This is a genomic window from Wolbachia endosymbiont of Rhagoletis cerasi, from assembly GCF_018454475.1.
Classification (GTDB): domain Bacteria; phylum Pseudomonadota; class Alphaproteobacteria; order Rickettsiales; family Anaplasmataceae; genus Wolbachia; species Wolbachia pipientis.
In genome coordinates, this window is sequence record NZ_JADCNC010000016.1 from 1 (window position 1) to 17,996 (window position 17,996).

The following is a 17,996-nucleotide window of genomic DNA, read 5'->3' on the forward strand; positions in this document are numbered from 1 at the left end:
AAACCCTAGTCATTGTCTATTTTCAGTATTGGCGTTTTTTAAGTCTTAAACACTGCAATTTAGCTGCTTTTAAATGCAACTCACCTTAGTTTAAATGTTTAAGAAATTTACTAAGCAGAAAAAAAGGCAAAGAAAACCTAGGGTAGCTAGTATTCAAATTCTCCCTTGTCTATTTGACGTCTTTTACTGTCTTAAACGCTTTATAAGCGCGTTTCGGCTTGTATAGGTAGAAACCTAAAAGTTTTATAAAGACATGAGGTGCACATAGTGCAAAAAATTAAGCATGATTTACGCCAAATACAAAGTTCCCTTTGTCGTTTTAATCTGCAGATTGCGAAGATAAATAAATAGCTTCAGTTTCATGATAAGGGGGCTGGCGAAGGGTGTCAAGTAAGTTTTGCATTTGATCCGTTTCTATGACTTAGATGCCAGTGCCTGCTACTTGACTCTCGGCTGGGTCGAATTTGTATAGCTACATTGTCGGTAAATCTAAATTGCTTTAATAATTTTGATTGAAAAATAGTTTTTCTATTATATAAATGCTACTTTAGGGTAATCAAAATGGAAGACGATAAATATAGCCTAGGTTTAAGGGTTATCCATTGGTTGATGGCTGTTTTTATTATCGGTATGCTTTGTTCTGGACTTTATATGAAAAGCCTGCCACTTAGCAATGAAATTAAGTTCAACATATACGCTATTCATAAGGCTTGCGGTATCACTATTCTTGGATTAATCATAGTACGCATATTTTTTCGCGTCTTTACTTATGTTCCACCACTTCCAGCAAATTTTTCTCGGTTTGTAATCAATATAAGTAAAGCAGTACACTTTGGTTTATATTCTTTGATGGTGCTAATGCCACTATCTGGCTATGTCATGTCTTCTGCTTCTGGCAAACAGATCAAATATTTTTTTCATATCCCTTTGTTGATTAATCAAAACAAAGATCTAGCTAACACGGCTAACGAGCTACATTCGATGCTTGCATATTTTATGGTACTCTTTATAATCTTACATATACTTGGCGCTTTGAAGCACACATTTATAGATAAGCAAAACATTTTTAAACGTATGATATAGGTTATATGTTAAGTAGCCTCTGGAAAAAAGGAACAGATTTTCTTGGCAGTGAGTTTGCTATAATGGGTGGTGCTATGAGCTGGGTTTCAGAGAGAAACTTGGTCTCAGCAATCTCAAACGCTGGTGGTTTTGGTGTGATTGCATGTGGTGCAATGTTTCCAGACTTGCTAAAAAAAGAAATCATAGAGACGCTGCAATTAACTAACAAGCCATTTGGTGTAAATCTAATTACTATGCACCCAAAGTTGAGTGAGTTGATAGATGTGTGTATTGAAACGAAAGTGAGCCATATAGTGCTTGCCGGTGGACTGCCAACAAAGCCTAATATAGAAAAAATCAAGGGTGCAGGCATTAAAGTTATGTGCTTTGCACCAGCATTAAGCCTTGCGAAAAGGTTAGTGAAAATGGGAGTAGATGCGTTAATAATAGAAGGAATGGAAGCAGGTGGACATATAGGTCCAGTGAGCACTTCTGTTCTTGCACAAGAGATATTGCCTCATTTTAAAAATGAACAAATACCAGTGTTTGTTGCAGGTGGAATAGGCAGAGGCGAAGTGATAGTTAATTACTTAGAAATGGGAGCAAGTGGCTGTCAAATAGGCACATTATTTGTCTGCACTAATGAGTCAATTGCCCACAAAAATTTTAAGGAAGTGTTTATTAAATCGGCCGCACGTAATGCAATACCTTCTGTACAGATAAGTGCTGATTTTCCTGTAATTACAGTAAGAGCTATAGCCAACAAAGCAAGCGATGATTTCATGAAGCGTCAAAAAGAAGTTATTGATGAATACCAAAAGGGACAGATCTCAAAAGAAGATGGGCAGCTTGAAATAGAAAAGTTCTGGGCTGGAGCTTTAAGAAGAGCAGTAATTGATGGAGATGTTGAAACGGGATCTTTAATGGCCGGTCAAAGTGTTGGCATGGTTGATAGGGAAAAGCCTGTAAAAGAAGTAGTGGATATGTTAGTTCAACAAGCAAACAATTATATTGAGAGCAAATCTGTAGAAGTAGAAAACCCAGAAAGCAAATAGTTAAGCGACCTCACAATAAGCAAGTTGCCATTAATTATCCATAATATGGCATAATTATCCAATTTTAATGTAAAATTAACGCTAAAGAGGTATCTATACATTTTATTTGTATGGAGGAGTCTATGCCAGGTACTTTAAAAAAACCTCAGAATAATAAAGAAGTTATTAACCAACAATTGCACGACACTATATACAAAAAGGTAACAAAAAAAACACATAATCATGAAAGCCCAAAAAAAAATGGAGATGGAACTATCAAAAAATGCATAGAGTTGTTCAAGGAAGGAGCTAGTCCTGAGGTATTAACTGAATTAGAAAAATCGCTGAGAGAACAATTAGAAAAATCACCAGAAAAACAAGAGGAATATCAAAAACATTATAAGTATTATATCGAAAACTTTCTTCCTGCATTGAAAGATGAAGTAATAAAATCAGAAGAACTAGCTGTACCTACAGTATTTAACAATGAAAGAGAACAATCACAAAGACCACAAACAAAAAGAGGAAAAATAGTAAAAACAATTTTGGATATTACTAACAGGAGCAGCAGTGTAAGCTCAATACCAAATGCTGTTGAAGAAAATATTGAAGATCAAATGCAGCTAGGACATATTGAAGAGCAAAACAACACACAAGAAACACCCTTGAATGTAGCTGAGAAAAAAAGTGGTGATAATAAAATACTTAGTAATTCAGATGTTGCAGAGGAAGTGTTTGAAAAATATAGCAAGGTTGTGAAAGAAATAGAGGAGAAGAAAACTTCTAAACTCAGTAGTGGCAATGACTCAGATAGTGGAATAGACTCACCTAGAACGAGTAAAGAAAGTTTGAAATCACCAGTAAGTAGCAGAAGGAGCAGTTTAACTTTAGTAACAAGCACTTCATCTGAGGAAAGTTTAAACTCAACATTGAGCTCTGTTGAAGGAGATAATGGCTTACAACCAGAGGGTGGAGAAAAAACTGAGTTATTAGAATCAAATTTGGAATCCCCAAAAGAAAACGAGACTCAAGTGCAGCCAGAGCAGACTGTAAAAAAAGAGCCAAAAATGCAAGAAAATGAAAACTCAGATGGTCAAGCAAATCCAGATCAAGTTAAGAAAGATATCCTACTTAAAAACCAACCCAATAACAGAAATCTTCACGTTGCACTTGTAGCAGGTTGTGCTCTCTCCACAATAGGGTGCATTGTTGCAGGAGCAATGACATCAGGATTGATAGGAGCAGGACTACTTGCTATGGTTGCAGTGCTTGCTATAGCAGCAGTAGCTGAATTGCATTCAAACTTCCTATCAAGTAAATTAACATCCATTAATGTGAGTCCTCTTGTTGATGATAAGAGCTTACAGCATGTTCGCAGCGGTAAAAATTAAATATGTGTTACTTGTAGTGGATAAGTGAATTCAGTTCTTGCCTATTGATATAAAAGTTGTTATATTTGAGGAATGTTTAAAAGGTGTTTAGTTGATGCGCATTCAATTGAATAAAGTTTTGGTTTTTATAGCCTTATTAAGTTTCATTTTTGCATCATATTCTAGCGAAGCAAGTTCGGCGAGTGATGAATTAAAGGGTATACAAGAAACGGTAAAAAATTTTATTTCTTCATTTTCAGTTAAAGATACTGTAGAAAATATGAGTCCTTCAACAATCATAGGGTTGTGTATAGCTGCAGTGATACTTGCAGTAGTGTTCAGAGGTCTAATCTTTTTTATGATAATGTTTGGTGTACTGGTCCTGATGTTCGGTAGTACAGAAAAGGCAACAGACTACTTAAAAGAAAAATTTAACTTTGCAAAAGATATAAAATTACAATCCGATAGCGAAAAAAAAGATAAAAATTAAGATAGTATTTTTATCTTTTTTAATTATCTTTATTGAATACGCATATGCAGTTAAAAGTACCAACAGTTAACTCTAAGCTTAAAAAAAAGAACAACTTAGCATTACTAGAAAGCATTGATTTAGATTTTGTTCCTTATGCTTGTCATTACGATGAAGAAACCATACTAACAAAACAGGGAGAATTGTTAAAAATAATCAAGTTAGAAGATTATTCTTCTGTTGATAACTACAGCGACCTCAGAACTGAAATTAGAAAAAGCATATCAAAAAATATTAATAGCCTGTGTTTTACCGTTTGGATTCATACCGTTAGAAAGCGCAATAAACTGAGCTTGAAATGGAATAAAACTGAAGACTTCTCTGACAACCTACATTCAACGTGGTTTAATAAACTAACTGATAGTAAATTACAGTATATAAATGAACTATACATTGTAATATTGTTTAGCGATTTTGGCAAGCATACTAATAATTCGTTTTTTTTCAATAGAATAAAGAATAAGCATAAGTTGTCTTTACAAGAAAGCCATCAGGAGTTGCAAAAGATAACTGACGTAATTCAAAATGATTTAGGACCTTTTGGAGCTAAAAAACTGAGTCTAAGGTTTAGTGAAGGTAAAATATATTCTGAAATGATAGAATTTCTCCACTATATTGTTACATTAACGCACAAAGATTATCCAATACATGAAAGGGACCTGTCGCAATATATTAGAAATTTTAAAATAGCTTTTGGTTTCAATACATTTCAAACAATATTTGAAAATCAACAGAAATTTGGCTCTATTTTCAGCATAAAAGAATACCGGGAAATCTCTTTAGGTAATATAGATAGATGCTTGCAGCTTGAATCTGAATTTATCATTACAGAAATAATGATATTTACTAGTAATAACAAAGCAATAAAAGAATTTAAAAAACAAATCAACATGCTGCAAATTAGTGAGGATAATACCTTACTTAAAAGCTCAGGAATTGAAGAAATAATAGAGCTTGAAAAGACCTCTAGTATAGACTTCTGCCAACAGAAAATTATTTTTACAATATTTGCAGATGATAGGAATAAGTTAGCTGAAAGTATTAGTGATTTATCTTCTATAATGTCATTAGTTGGCTTCATGATGTTTAGAACTGATTTACATATGGAAAGTCATTTTTGGGCACAACTTCCAGGCAATTTTGCTTTTATTACGCAACCGAAAAATATCTTAACAAAATACGCTTGCAGCTTTGCTATGCTGCACGATTTTACGTCAGGTACATTAAAAGGAAGAAGGTGGAAAGAAGCGGTAATGATTTTTTTCTCAAAAAAAGGAAATCCTTACTTCTTTAATTTTCATGGAAAAAGAAATAATGGCCATACTACGATACTCGGAGCTCCAAATTCAGGCAGAACTTCACTCATTAATTTTCTATTATCAGAATCAAGAAAGTTTAACCCAAGAATTGTCATATTGGATAACACTGGAAAATCAATAATTTTTACTAAAGCAGTGAGTGGTAAATATTACATAATCGATCCAAAATATAAGGACAAAAGCCTAAAATTTAATCCACTAAACATTGAAGATAGTGCTTCCAATCGCAATATGTTGGTTGAACTGATCAGAAGAATGGTAGCCGATACGAGCTTGGTGGACGTAGAAGAAAAGATAAGAAAAATTGTGGATTCTATATTTGCTATACCCAAGGAATCACGTTCTATTTCACAAATTTCTGAGGTGCTCTTGCTCCTTGGGGGTAAGATAAGTAGATGGTGTGACGATGGTGACTTTGCTTACTTATTTCAAGATGGTGATGAATCAGATATTGACTGGGAAACAAAAATTATATCTCTCAACACCGCAAACCTTACAAAACAAAAGGAATGTATGTCCGTGATACTTTACTATTTTTTATATTCTTTTGAGGCAAAATGTGATGGCTCGCCTGCAATACTTGTTTTGGATGAAGCATGGGAGATAAGTAATATTTTTCCTACAGAGAAAGAGTTTGATAACTGGATGCAAAGAATGACGGAACTAAATGTTGTAGTAATCCTAAGTACTGAGAATTTAAATCTCGCATTTGCTAGCAAATTTACTCAATATTTAGATAAACATGTTGATACAAGAATCTTGATGCCGAACGTCAATGCAAATAGATTATACATGAAGGCATTTTCTCTATCGAAAGAGGAGCTGAATATAATTCTGCAGACGCCAACACAGGAAGGTTTATTTTTGATAAAACAGTACAAAGGATTAGTAACTTTAAATTTAGATTTAAAGAATATGCAAGAAATACATGTACTTTCAGCTAACAAAGAGACGATAAAGTATATGTACGAGGCAATAAAGGAAAAAGGAGAAGAAGTTAATGAGTGGTTACCGGTATTTTATGAGAAGTGTAAGGCTTAATTTCTTATTGATATTTTTTTTGATACTTGGTCTTTCGTATCAAGGATATGCTGATTGTCCAACATTTGTAGAAAGTAATACTTGGTGGGAAGCAATAGTTGGTGGAGATTGGGTAAAGGAAATTAAGGTGCAAGCAATAAAAGATCAAGGAGTTGATGGTTACTTTAATCCCAAAATTAGAGTATGTGCTTATGATGGACAAAGTTATTGTTATGACTTACAAAGTGGGGAATCCTGCCGCCAGATATATGGAACGCAAGGTACAGGAGCTGGAGTTTCTGCTGCAGCTTTTATCGACTGGGAAGGAGATAAAACAAAAGCTGGAGGAGAAATTGCTCGGGGTCTTAAATGGGAATGGGCAGACGGTGTTACTGATGAGGAAAAAAGAAGATTCGCTAACTCTCCTAAAATATGTGCTTGCAGTCAAAAAGGGGCTTGTATGTCAGGAATTTCTTCATGGGGTTCTAGAGTATTTTCGGGTGAGAATATTTTCCGTCCTGGGGAGATGGAAAAAGTCTGTGATACCTGCTACCAAACGGCAGTAAAATGTGCTCCTGTTCCACTTGCACCTGGCCCCCCTCCATTTTGTGAACAACTTGCAATGTCGCTTCCACAAGTTAGAATTGTTCCTATAACAGATAAAGACAATGATTACTTTAATCCTAAGGTTAAGGTAATCATTGGTGATCTGAAAGGAAGAGACGGAGAGATTGGAGAAAAATTAGATTTCCCTAAAGGGTATGGAGAAAATAAAGCTGAGTGGCGCTCTATTTTAGACAAAGATGGCATCACGTACTACTTCAAAACTTATAGAGAAAAAGATAAGCTCTGCGCTGAATACCTTGGAACTCAAAGTATAGATGAAAACAATCCACAGTTCATCCGCTGTTTTCCTGCACCACCTGCTCCAGAACCTGAGATAGTGGAGATAGTAAATGCAAATACATTGAAAGTAGAAATGAAGATGAGTGAGAGCACTTGTGCTAAAGCACATGGAACCTATAGTAATGGTTCCTGTACTTTTAATGTTAATACTGACCTCAACCATCCTATAAACATTGGCCCCCTATCTTTAAAAGTAGTAAAACCAGCAATAGTAGCAAAAACAACTGATAGTAATATTGATAATATTATAGAAGGTATATTAGAAAGTAATCCGCAACAATTTAAAGTTCTGAAAGAATATGGCTATGTTCCTGATGTGCAAATTAAATGTTCTAAAGGCGGAAGTTTTTATAGTTTTAATGATTTTGAGAAAAAGTTAAAAGACAAATCTATTCAATGTGAATTTAATAACTCTGGGCAGCAGGAAATAGAAGTAAAGTATAAAGGAAATTCTAACAGTAAAATGCTTTGTCTTTCTGGATGGCAGCCAGAACCAGAGGAGTTTGTTCTTAAAAGAGAAAATAAAATAATACCACTAAAATTAATGGGAACAAGATATACTAAATACAATGCTGTTTACTTCAAGGAATCAAATCAGTTCTATTATCTTCCAAGCAAGGAAAATAAAAGAGCCGATCTCTTAAACAGAGATCAGAGTGAGTTAGATAAAATAATATTCAATAAACAAGGGTATGTTTTCTTCCCTGATGAAAATGAGCAGAAGAAGGGAGAATGCAGTTACTGTGTAAAAAGAAATGATGAGATAGACGATACATTTAAATCTAGTAAAGGACTGAAAGTAGTATACAAATTGACGGATGTAGAGCATAGAGAAAAATGTAATCAAGGTGATGATGGTTGTATCTGCTTTACTGGAACATGCAGCCGTTCAACACGATATGTAGACAAAGAAAACACTCAACCTTTTTATACAAAGATTTCACAAAATACAAATGGCGTTGTCACACAACAAGAAGCACCAATTAAAGCAAACAGAACGGAGGTCTTTTACGCTGATAAATTGTGTAGGTTCGATTTAGAAGGTCTCAAAAAGAAATTAAAAGAAAAATTAAAAGAGATAATCAAGGAACATCTGAAAAATAAGAAACCAGATCTTGAAAAAAATAATGAAAAATCCTATGATCATAAAAATAAAGATGTTTATACAGATGACTTATCAATAAAATTTGATCGTATTAAAATAGAAGCGTGGGGAAGTGGTGAAGCAGGTCATATACAAGGTAGTGGCTGTGACAATCAAAAATGCCATTCTACTGAAAGCAGAGTAGGGATGCCAGGAGATTATATTAAAGCTAAACTGAAAATCGATCCTAATTATCCTATAATTAAGGTGCAAGTCACAGAGGGAGGGGGTAACCAGGAAAGTAACCTCTCAGATAAGGACGGGGGACCTGTTTTCATAGAAATGTGCAATTCGCAGAAGCAACATTGCCAGCAACTGATTACTGTTGCAGGTGGAGGTGAGTATAGAACATACGGTGGTAAGGGTTATGAGGAAACAGTAATTCATAAGCAAGATTTAAAGCTAGAGGAGAAAATTGTAAAGGCAGATAAACTGCAGTCTACACAAGACAATCAAATAGCATATATAGAAAATGGTGAAATCAAGTATGAAACAGTAGAGTGTGGAAGTGGTTTGAGAAGCAGTAGATCTGGTGCAGGTGGCTGCATTAATAAAAGCAAAGGAATTTATGGTAAAGGCTCTCCAGGGTATGTGAAGATTAGACCTATTATAAAGGAATTTGACGAAGAAGAAATAAATGCTGCTATTAAAAAAGTAATAGAGGATCTATACGATCTTGAAACTATGACTGATTTTTGGGTAGGGGATCTTAACGTGAATATAAGTGGGATAATTAAAGAGGAAGTCAAAAAAGAATTATCAAGGTAAAAAGATATAGCTCTGGAAATGATGCTCTTGTTTTAATAATTAATTAAAGTAAAGCATGTAGTAAATGGTGTAATTGCTGTATCTTAACAAAAAGGTATAACGAATGTAAGAGGAGGGTGCTTTATGTCTCTAAAGAATAAAATTTCTGAGTTAATAGAACAACAATTTAGCATTAAATACCATGACAATTATTTGGCTTACACTATACATAATTGGGCTGCAAGCGAAATATCTGATTCTATTACTTTTTGCATAATTGGTTGTGGAAATTGCAAGATTGGATATCAAGATGTTGCAAAGTCATTCAACATAACAAAAGAAGAAATTGACCAAGGTAATATTGCAAGCATAGAAAGTAAAATAAAAAGTGAAGCTGAAAAATCAGGTAGCGAGTTTTCTGAGTTGATTTCTAGAGTGGATCAATCGCTAAAAGAGCAGAGTGAAAAGTCTATTGTACAAATTTTAGATTCATCCGCTGAGGAGATGTTAAGGAGTTTCTGTGATAGCCCTGTACAGTCTCCAGAGCCTCAAGAACCCTCTGCTTCATCTGAAGAGCATGCTACAGAAGGCCCAGAAACTAGTGTTAATTTAGATCTTTTGTCAACCTAATCAACCCCATATATATGTTTTTTTTGTACCCATGCTTTGCGTTTTGGGGTGGAAAGAAAGCACCATTCTTCGTTGCATTTTTCTATCTTCATCACAACAAACTTGTCTATTTTCATAGTAATCTTGCTGTCTACACTCTGTTTTTGATATCCATAAGTATCTTCTTTTACAATCGCGTAGCGCTTATCACTAAGAAGATTGCCTTTTATCCATCCGCAGTCTTCATCTATATCGCAGACCTTTTTCCAACTCTCAAACTCTTCTATCACTTTCAGGGGCAGATTTTTGCAAGTGTATATCCATTTTACAGGATAGTGAAACCCTGGCCCCGTTCTCATGTTGATCTTATTTGATTTGGTTGAAACAAAGTTATTAGCAAACAAGCTATGGCTAAATAATAAAAACAATAGGATAATAGTACTGAACCAAGATCCCAGTGTCACGCACTGGGATAACGTGAGGGATAGTGTAACAGATTTATTCATCATAATTCACGATTAGGTTGACATAAGATAAAGAGTAAATTAAAAATTGAATAGATCTTTAAATGCAAAATCAATGCCTATAGAAATATTAATGCCTGCTCTTTCACCGACAATGAGCAAAACTGGAGGAAAAATTGTAAAGTGGCATAAAAAAGAACAAGACAAAGTTGAAGTAGGCGACGTAATTGCTGAGATAGAGACTGATAAAGCCATAATGGAGTTTGAATCTATAGATGAAGGAGTTTTAGCAAAAATTTTAGTAACAGAAGGAACAAGTGGCGTGCCTGTAAATCAACCAATAGCTTTAATGCTGGAAGAAGGAGAAGATGAAAGTGCACTTAACAACTATACTTCAACTTCCATCAATAGTGCAGTTAAAAAGGAAGTGACAAAAAGTGCTGTTGATAATCAAAAATCAGAACACCAAGATTTAAACGGAAAGCCAATAAGTCATTCTTCGGTGTCATTCCAGCGCGTGACGCTGGAATCCAACCCCTCAATGTCATCCCAGTGCTTGACACTGGGATCTAGAAAAGAAGAATGGATCCCAGTGTCAGCTACTCAGATGACAGAGGGTTATGCAGAAGGTAGAACAAAAATAAGCCCATTAGCTAAGAAAATAGCTCAAAATGAAGGGGTTAATGTGCAGCAATTAAAAGGTACAGGACCATATGGTCGCATAATTAAGGCTGATGTGTTGGAGTTTTTAGGCAGTGGTATACATACTGAAAGTCCTGAGAAAGATACCATAGTTGAAGTAAGCAACATGCGCCAAGTGATAGCACAGCGCCTGACTGAATCAAAACAGAATGTTCCACATTTTTATTTAACTGTAGACTGCCAGGTTGATAAGTTAATATCGTTAAAAAACGAGATTAACTCAGCAGATGAAAACAATAAAGTAACAATTAATGATCTAATCATAAAAGCTGCAGCTTTCAGCATGAAAAAATTTCCTGATATAAATTCTTCGTGGATAGATAATAAAATACTGAGATATTCAAATATAGATATTTCAATCGCTGTGGCACTTGAAGATGGGCTAATTACTCCTATAGTAAAAAATGCTGATAAAAAGGGTATTTTATCTATATCAAAAGAAGTGAAAGATTTAGTAAGCAGAGCAAGATCTGGAAAATTGAAACCTGAAGAGTTTCAAGGAGGAGGGTTTACTATCTCCAACTTAGGGATGTTTGGTATAAAAGCCTTCAGTGCTATAATCAATCCGCCGCAATCTTGCATTATGGCAGTTGGTGCATCTAAAAAACAACCAATTGTTATGAATGAGAAAATAGAAATAGCAGAAATAATGACAGTAACGCTCTCTGTTGACCATAGAGCAGTTGATGGGGCACTCGGAGCAAAGTTTTTAAATGCCTTTAAGCATTATATAGAGAATCCTCTGGTGATGTTTATTGAAACTGCGGTAACTTATTAGCATCGTTATTACAAAATTAATACCTCTAAGTTTATAATTCTACTAGTTAATAGGCTTAGAGGTAAAAAAATGAATACTACAGTAGAAAAAAATAATTCAAAAATTTTTCCTAAAAATGAAGGAAAGATTAACTCAAAAGGCATGGTTGCCCCACCTGTTCCTCCGAAATCTTCCCAAGCTAAATTTGCTGGAATAAAAGCGATTTTTGAGCGAAATGCATCTCATTCCCAAGCAAATGATAGTAATAAAACAGTAAGTAGCAATCTTGGAAGAACATTTGGCTCAACAATGCAAAAACTCATGGAAGACAACATTCATAGCACTCCTAACAAACAACGCCGTGATTCAGGGGATAGTGGTATCAGTGATGTTAGTAGCAGTACTCTTGATAAAAAAGCTAAAGCTTATAATCCTCTTGATTGGAATCCAATCTATCAAGGTAAAAAGCGTTTTAGTTTAGACAATATGTCGAGCAACTCGTCTTCGTACAGTGAAAAAAGTAATATTTCAGATATAAGCGATAAGTCTAATAATTCAAACATTGTTAGATGTAATATTACTAGGAGTAACAGTAAGGAGGACCTTCATAAACCTGATGCTTCACATAATGACAAATCTGCAGGCAAAAAATTATCTAATGTCAATGTAAGCGAATTAATCAGAAAGTTTGAACAAGGTAGTGACATAGTAAAAGGGCGTTAATCAAATGTTACCCTATCCTTGTATATGCAAAGGTAGGGTATCTTTTTAAAATATTATGTCCTTTATAGCTTTGTTAATTTTTGACTCCTTCTCTGCAAAAGCAGTTTCTAGAGAGGTTTTAAGTTTTTCCCATTCTTCTTGACCATTTAGAACTAAAGATTTATATTCACTTTCAATTTTTTCCAATGCTGTTTGATATGAAAAACCTAATTCCTCATATATATCAATATTTATCGATTGCAGTATTACCAAAAATGAAAACAAATTCGGATCAGGTAATTCTTCCTTTATATAATTCAGAAGACATAGTTTTATTTTTTTCACGCAGTATTCTATTGTTTTCAGCGATAGCAATAGACTTTCTGCATAAAATATAAAACTATCTATAATTAAACTTTTTGATTTTTTCGGTAATTTAATATTTTCAAATAGTTCTTTTGTAAATTTTTCTATCGGTTGTTTTGGCAAATGTAAAGAGAGATCAGTAAAAGATTTTAGGTCAAAATTTGGTCCAAGTATTGTGCTGATTGCTCTTTGTACATTACTCTTATCTTTACTTACAGGAATAATGAAAACCAGCCCCTCCACATCAAGCATATACTTTATAGATTCCAAAAAATCGACAACGAATTTAGGACGGCACACATCAAGATTATCCACCATTATATAAATGTTTTTGTCTTTTCTGATTTTATTAACCACATCCGCTAACTGTGTTTTAAAATCTCTAGTACTCTCTTTTCTTCTTTGGAGAAGACTTAATTCACTCAAGACAAAACCTATGTCTTTTTTATCAGCCTCTTTTGCAGCATCAAGAAATACTGAAAGCATAGCAAGTGGAGATTTACTGATCAGCTTTCCTAGTGTGTTTAGAGAAAATAGCTCTTGGTTTATGTTCTTGAACTGTTGTATAACGCTTCTTTTTACTTCATACGATGCAAATAAATCTTCAAATAGAAAATTTAAAAAAGAAGGAAGTGGTTGGTCCAATGCATTGATATCCCATGCGCTATAATAAGCTGCAATTTCATTTTGCTGTTTTAACTCTTTTACCCATTCTTTCAAAAAAAACGTCTTGCCCCATCCACTATATCCTTCCAAAGATATTATTGTAAAAGACTGATCAATCGTTTTTACTATAGTGCTGAACTTATTCGTAAATTGCTTATAGTTTAGGCGGTCATTTTTCCAAGCCACCACTTTAAGTGGTGGCGCTATTCCTTTCTTTTTGAATGTTATTAGCGATATAAGTTTTTTTAAGCACATGTCTTATTTTATATTTAACTCATATTCTTGTCTTGAAGTAAGTGCTATCCTCAGCGTTCCTTCATCAAGATAGTCAATTTCTCCGCCCATTGGTATGCCGCAAGCAAGATGTGATATTTTCACATCCAAATTTTTTAGCAATTCAATTATATATTGTGCAGTAACTTGACCCTCTAATGTCGGATTAATTGCAATAATTATCTCTTCAACTTTAGATTTTGTCACTCTTTCCAGAATAGTATCAAGGTTGAGTTCTTTTGGACCTATGCCATTTATCGCAGACAATCTGCCACCCAAAACATGGTATAAACCTGAATATATATTTCCTTTTTCAAACGCCCATAGATCACCCAATTCTTCTACTACACACAGTAACTTAGTGTCACGTTTTGGGTTAGTACAAATAGAACAAGGTGACTTAGTATCTAGATTTCCGCAAACTTCACACTCTATTATAAGATCTGCTAGCTCTTTAATCAAAGATGCAAGCGGTAGCATAACTTTTTCTTTGTTTTGGAGTAAATGTATAACTAACCTGCGTGATGATGATGGCCCTAAACTTGGCAATTTAGAGAAAGCATGAACTAGATTCTTTATGTTAACGTTCATTCAATAAATTCAGAATAGGCAGTCAAATGGTAACATCAAACCCTTTGTAAAGAAAGTGGTAAGTTTCTCTTGATCCCACTTTGATTAGCTATAGAAAAAATTTTTTACTCTAACGCAAAAAATTACTTCCGCACACTTAAAGCCTGATTATAATAGACTTCTTGCATAATCCAAACTAAGTAGAAAAAAGGTATCATCCGAGTAGCTCTCCTTTGTCATCCTAGTGCCTCCTTTTTTGTCATCCCAGTGCCCAGACACTGGGATGGCTTTGTTGCATCGCTAGCTATGATGGATTAAAGATAAAAAAGGTGGAGAATATCAGTAGCTTATTATTCTGGTATTTATAACAAGAACGGTCAGTGAATACCTAATTTTGAGTAAAAGAAATTTCACTACCACTCACTAATCCGGCTAAAATTCAAGAATTTCAATGCTTTAGCTATTTTCAATAGAATTAAATTTATTAATATAAATAACAAGTTACTATTCTTAAATTTGATCAGATTGATTGCAAAAAAAACAAGATTTTCAATAAGTTGCTTATAATCCTAATTATAGTTAGCCTTTCATAAGTAGCGATGCAACAAAGCCCACTGGGATCCAGGAATTTTATTAAGTTTGTAAGCATAAAAGTATAGCTAACGTGAGCTCTACGTCATACTGCCGCGAACCGTCATACCGCGATTCATTCGCGGTATCTCTTAGCCGCTAACACGTAGCGGGATGACGGTTGTCAGGCTAGCTGTCATCCCAGTGCCCAGACACTGGGATCCAGAAATTTTAATTGTAAGTAAGCATACTGGGTTGATAAGTATAAAAGTAGCTAGAAAATAAACATTTTTGATGAGATTATATGGAAAACTGGATGCCAGTGTCAAGCACTGGCATGACACCCTTCACGGACTTTTAAATTACTTTAGCTATAAATATTAAGAAATTTACCAAATGAAAAAAAAGGCAAAAGAAGCCCTGGGGTTATTATCCGCTTTAAAATATTGGCGTTTTTTATGTTTTAAACGCTTGACAAGCGAGATTCAGCCGCTTTTAATTGCAACTAACTTACGCTGCAAATGTTTAAGAAATTTACTAAGCAGAAAAAAAGACAAAGAATCCCCGAGTTAGCTAGTCTTTTACTATCTCTGTCGAGTATTGGCATTTTTTGATGTCTTGTAACGCTTTATAAGCGCGTTCAGCTTATTTAGATAAAAACCTAGATGTAGATGAAGTTTTGTAAAGACATACAGTATCTATATACTGCAAAAAATTGAACATAAGACGCCGATACATTAAGTAATCCTTACCTTTTAATCTGCAGATTGGCGAAAGCAAATACAATAGCTTCAGTTTCATGATAAGGGGGCTGGCGGAGGGTGTCAAGCAAGTTTTTTCGTTTCTATGTTGTCAGCTACTTGGATGACGCCAATCTGAGTTAACTACACCAACTCACATTCAGCAAAAAAGAAAGCTATCTCCTTACGAGCATTTTCTAGACTATCCGAGCCGTGGACTCTATTTTCACTAATATCATCAGCAAAATCACCCCTGATTGTGCCTTTATCTGCCTGCTTTGGATCGGTAGCTCCCATGATTTGTCTGTATTTACTTACTGCATTTTCACCAACTAAAACTTGAACTATCACAGAACCAGAAGTCATAAACTCTACCAATTCCCCAAAAAAAGGCCTATCTTTATGAATTTCATAAAACAGCTCTGCTTGTTTTTTTGTTAGTAACATCATTTTTTGTGCTGTGATTTTCAGCCCAGATTGTTCGATGTAGGAATTTATATTGCCTGTAATATTATTTTTTACTGCATCAGGTTTTAAGATTGAAAGTGTCTTCTCAATTGCCATATTATTCCCTCATATTAAGTAAAATAGTATATTTATAGATTTATCTTATTATAAATTTTAATTTCATAAAAGTGATTTTTTATTTATAGTTAAGAATGAACCATCAAGGAGGTATTGTATGGGTAAATGTTGTAAAAAAACTAATGAAAAAGCTGAATCTACTGCTAAAAAATTGGTCAATAACTTGAAATCGTCAATTTTTTGTGGAACAAAAGGGTTTCTGACTTTTAATTTAGCCTTTTTAAGTTATTTGGAATATAGTTCACATCATAATACAGAATTAAAAAAAGGTGCTGTCTTTGCGATGAAAAGAAACACTATTTCATTTCTTGAAATGATAATCATAGCACCGCTTGTTTGTTTTGCACTGCCGGCTATAGTAGGTGGTTTAAGTCTTTTACAATGTGCACTTGCTTGTGCTGTCTTAATGATTGCCACATGTTTTATTGTCAGAACTTTTAATCTACGTGAAAAATTATTAGAAAAACAAACAGGTTGCCCAAAAGAAACAGTGAATAAGGAATTTGAGAAAGATACTATAATCTACCCTATTTTCGATAAAAGTAGAAAACACATCGAGTATAATTCGCCTAACTCAGAGCAACCACCGGATGAAACAAGTAGCACCTCTCTTTTCGTTAAAGTTTTACTTTTCCCTCTAAAGGTTCTTTTGAAGGTCCTGCAAAGTTGTATCATGCTATCTTTAGCTGCTATTGAACTTCTTGAAGTAGCGCCAAGTCTTTTTGTCGATACATTTTTCGATTGGAGCTTCACATCTACCAAGAGTAACCTGCAGAGATCAGGTCATTTATTGTATGCTAGTGTGAGAAATTTAGTGCCTATAACTAAATTTGATGAGTGTGTAGCTAATTTTATAGGCACCCCAGAAGTAACTTGTTGTAGTAGTGCGTAGGTGAAAAAGGCAGTTATCTTATTTAATCTTGGCGGGCCTGATTCACTAAATGCGGTCCGTCCTTTTTTATTCAACCTTTTTTATGACAGGAGAATAATCAATCTACCGAATCCCTTTCGGTTTCTTTTAGCAAAGTTTATATCTGCGAAACGAGAAAATACTGCACGAAAAATATACGAGGAAATTGGAGGTAAATCGCCAATTCTAGAGAATACAAAAATGCAAGCTAATGCTTCAGAACTAAAATTAAACGAAAATAGAAACCATGTACACAAGGTATTCATCTGCATGCGCTATTGGCGTCCATTTGCTGACGAAGTTATTGAAAGTGTAAAACAGTTTGATCCTGACGAAGTAATTCTGCTGCCACTGTATCCACAATATTCAACTACCACAACTCTGTCATCCATCGAGAATTGGCAAAAAAATGCTAAACGGTATGGCCTAAAATGCAATACAAAAATGATTCACCGTTATTATGATAACCAAGATTTTATTGAAGCTCACACTAATCTGATAGCTAAGTACTATAAATTGGCTAGAAAAATCGGTAAACCAAGAGTCCTATTTTCAGCCCATAGCTTACCTCTTAGTATCATTAAAAAGGGCGACCCTTACGCTTCACAGGTAGAAAGAAGCGTAGAGTTAATAGTAGAAAAGTTAGCTATCAATAACTTAGATTGGTCAATATGTTATCAGAGTAAGATTGGTCCTGTAAAATGGCTAGAGCCAAGCACTGAAAGTGAGCTATTACGCGCAAAAGCTGATGGTGTACCTGTAGTTCTATCACCTATATCTTTTGTTTCTGAGCATTCAGAAACTCTAGTTGAACTTGATATAGAATATAAAGCAATTATCAAGGATGGATATTACTTTCGTGTGCCAACTCTCAGTACCGATCCCTTGTTTATAAAATGCTTAGCCGATTTGTGCATAAATCTCCCTTAAAGTCCTGATTCATAGGGCTTT

Annotated in this window: 16 protein-coding genes; 12 read left to right on the forward strand and 4 right to left on the reverse strand. The window is 34.5% G+C overall.

What is annotated here, in order from left to right:
- Positions 1-561 precede the first annotated feature (561 nt).
- From INQ25_RS05705 to INQ25_RS05735, 7 genes are all read left to right on the forward strand, one after another.
- The gene (locus INQ25_RS05705; protein WP_010082022.1) at positions 562-1,083 is read left to right on the forward strand and encodes a cytochrome b; all 522 of its coding nucleotides are present in this window, start codon (positions 562-564) and stop codon (positions 1,081-1,083) included.
- Positions 1,084-1,088: 5 nt separating this feature from the next.
- A complete protein-coding gene (locus tag INQ25_RS05710; protein WP_213863278.1) occupies positions 1,089-2,117 on the forward strand; it encodes an NAD(P)H-dependent flavin oxidoreductase in 1,029 nt (342 codons plus the stop codon).
- A 122-nt stretch (positions 2,118-2,239) separates the two neighbouring features.
- A complete protein-coding gene (locus tag INQ25_RS05715; protein WP_213863279.1) occupies positions 2,240-3,487 on the forward strand; it encodes a hypothetical protein in 1,248 nt (415 codons plus the stop codon).
- 94 nt (positions 3,488-3,581) lie between these two features.
- The gene (locus INQ25_RS05720) at positions 3,582-3,956 is read left to right on the forward strand and encodes a hypothetical protein (protein ID WP_022626145.1); all 375 of its coding nucleotides are present in this window, start codon (positions 3,582-3,584) and stop codon (positions 3,954-3,956) included.
- A gap of 44 nt (positions 3,957-4,000) precedes the next feature.
- Positions 4,001-6,355, forward strand: coding sequence for a VirB4 family type IV secretion/conjugal transfer ATPase (locus INQ25_RS05725; RefSeq protein WP_213863280.1), 2,355 nt, complete (start codon positions 4,001-4,003; stop codon positions 6,353-6,355).
- Entirely contained in the window at positions 6,336-9,152 is a 2,817-nt protein-coding gene (locus INQ25_RS05730) for a hypothetical protein (protein WP_213863281.1), read from the forward strand. The genes INQ25_RS05725 and INQ25_RS05730 overlap by 20 nt, the downstream gene beginning before the upstream one ends.
- Positions 9,153-9,275: 123 nt before the next feature.
- Positions 9,276-9,761, forward strand: coding sequence for a WBM0748 family T4SS-associated protein (locus tag INQ25_RS05735; RefSeq protein WP_213863282.1), 486 nt, complete (start codon positions 9,276-9,278; stop codon positions 9,759-9,761).
- On the opposite strand, the gene INQ25_RS05740 is transcribed toward INQ25_RS05735, so the two are convergent.
- Positions 9,758-10,249 carry an SH3 domain-containing protein gene (locus INQ25_RS05740; RefSeq protein ID WP_007551030.1) on the reverse strand — a complete coding sequence of 164 codons (492 nt, stop codon included), beginning with the start codon at positions 10,247-10,249 and terminating at the stop codon, positions 9,758-9,760. The genes INQ25_RS05735 and INQ25_RS05740 overlap by 4 nt on opposite strands.
- A gap of 70 nt (positions 10,250-10,319) precedes the next feature.
- On the opposite strand from INQ25_RS05740, the gene INQ25_RS05745 reads away from it, so the two are divergent.
- Positions 10,320-11,684 carry a pyruvate dehydrogenase complex dihydrolipoamide acetyltransferase gene (locus tag INQ25_RS05745; RefSeq protein ID WP_155969613.1) on the forward strand — a complete coding sequence of 455 codons (1,365 nt, stop codon included), beginning with the start codon at positions 10,320-10,322 and terminating at the stop codon, positions 11,682-11,684.
- A gap of 69 nt (positions 11,685-11,753) precedes the next feature.
- A complete protein-coding gene (locus INQ25_RS05750; protein WP_213863283.1) occupies positions 11,754-12,386 on the forward strand; it encodes a hypothetical protein in 633 nt (210 codons plus the stop codon).
- 45 nt (positions 12,387-12,431) lie between these two features.
- Here INQ25_RS05750 and INQ25_RS05755 read toward each other — a convergent pair whose 3' ends face one another.
- The gene (locus tag INQ25_RS05755; RefSeq protein ID WP_213863284.1) at positions 12,432-13,652 is read right to left on the reverse strand and encodes a KAP family P-loop NTPase fold protein; all 1,221 of its coding nucleotides are present in this window, start codon (positions 13,650-13,652) and stop codon (positions 12,432-12,434) included.
- Between the two features lie 3 nt (positions 13,653-13,655).
- Positions 13,656-14,261, reverse strand: a complete 606-nt coding sequence (gene recR, locus INQ25_RS05760; RefSeq protein ID WP_213863285.1) for a recombination mediator RecR — start codon at positions 14,259-14,261, stop codon at positions 13,656-13,658.
- Positions 14,262-14,984: 723 nt separating this feature from the next.
- On the opposite strand from recR, the gene INQ25_RS06530 reads away from it, so the two are divergent.
- Positions 14,985-15,095 (forward strand): WPE palindromic element domain-containing protein, encoded by a 111-nt coding sequence (locus INQ25_RS06530; protein ID WP_080717651.1) that lies wholly within the window; start codon positions 14,985-14,987, stop codon positions 15,093-15,095.
- Positions 15,096-15,694: 599 nt separating this feature from the next.
- On the opposite strand, the gene ndk is transcribed toward INQ25_RS06530, so the two are convergent.
- Entirely contained in the window at positions 15,695-16,114 is a 420-nt protein-coding gene (ndk, locus tag INQ25_RS05770; protein ID WP_213863286.1) for a nucleoside-diphosphate kinase, read from the reverse strand.
- A 118-nt stretch (positions 16,115-16,232) separates the two neighbouring features.
- Here ndk and INQ25_RS05775 point away from each other — a divergent pair, with 118 nt between their 5' ends.
- Together INQ25_RS05775 and hemH are read left to right on the forward strand one after the other, a co-directional pair.
- Complete coding sequence (locus INQ25_RS05775) at positions 16,233-17,027, forward strand: hypothetical protein (RefSeq protein ID WP_213863287.1); 795 nt, start codon at positions 16,233-16,235, stop codon at positions 17,025-17,027.
- Positions 17,028-17,975, forward strand: a complete 948-nt coding sequence (gene hemH / locus INQ25_RS05780) for a ferrochelatase (protein ID WP_010082099.1) — start codon at positions 17,028-17,030, stop codon at positions 17,973-17,975.
- Positions 17,976-17,996: the final 21 nt, after the last annotated feature.

Coding starts and splice junctions, on each gene's coding strand:
- recR (WP_213863285.1), bottom strand. CDS start 14,261: ATGAACGTTAACATAAAGAATCTAGTTCATGCTTTCTCTAAATTGCCA.
- INQ25_RS05735 (WP_213863282.1), top strand. CDS start 9,276: ATGTCTCTAAAGAATAAAATTTCTGAGTTAATAGAACAACAATTTAGC.
- INQ25_RS05705 (WP_010082022.1), top strand. CDS start 562: ATGGAAGACGATAAATATAGCCTAGGTTTAAGGGTTATCCATTGGTTG.
- INQ25_RS05775 (WP_213863287.1), top strand. CDS start 16,233: ATGGGTAAATGTTGTAAAAAAACTAATGAAAAAGCTGAATCTACTGCT.
- INQ25_RS06530 (WP_080717651.1), top strand. CDS start 14,985: ATGACGGTTGTCAGGCTAGCTGTCATCCCAGTGCCCAGACACTGGGAT.
- INQ25_RS05745 (WP_155969613.1), top strand. CDS start 10,320: ATGCCTATAGAAATATTAATGCCTGCTCTTTCACCGACAATGAGCAAA.
- INQ25_RS05740 (WP_007551030.1), bottom strand. CDS start 10,249: ATGATGAATAAATCTGTTACACTATCCCTCACGTTATCCCAGTGCGTG.
- INQ25_RS05715 (WP_213863279.1), top strand. CDS start 2,240: ATGCCAGGTACTTTAAAAAAACCTCAGAATAATAAAGAAGTTATTAAC.
- INQ25_RS05755 (WP_213863284.1), bottom strand. CDS start 13,652: ATGTGCTTAAAAAAACTTATATCGCTAATAACATTCAAAAAGAAAGGA.
- INQ25_RS05710 (WP_213863278.1), top strand. CDS start 1,089: ATGTTAAGTAGCCTCTGGAAAAAAGGAACAGATTTTCTTGGCAGTGAG.
- ndk (WP_213863286.1), bottom strand. CDS start 16,114: ATGGCAATTGAGAAGACACTTTCAATCTTAAAACCTGATGCAGTAAAA.
- INQ25_RS05730 (WP_213863281.1), top strand. CDS start 6,336: ATGAGAAGTGTAAGGCTTAATTTCTTATTGATATTTTTTTTGATACTT.
- INQ25_RS05750 (WP_213863283.1), top strand. CDS start 11,754: ATGAATACTACAGTAGAAAAAAATAATTCAAAAATTTTTCCTAAAAAT.
- INQ25_RS05720 (WP_022626145.1), top strand. CDS start 3,582: ATGCGCATTCAATTGAATAAAGTTTTGGTTTTTATAGCCTTATTAAGT.
- INQ25_RS05725 (WP_213863280.1), top strand. CDS start 4,001: ATGCAGTTAAAAGTACCAACAGTTAACTCTAAGCTTAAAAAAAAGAAC.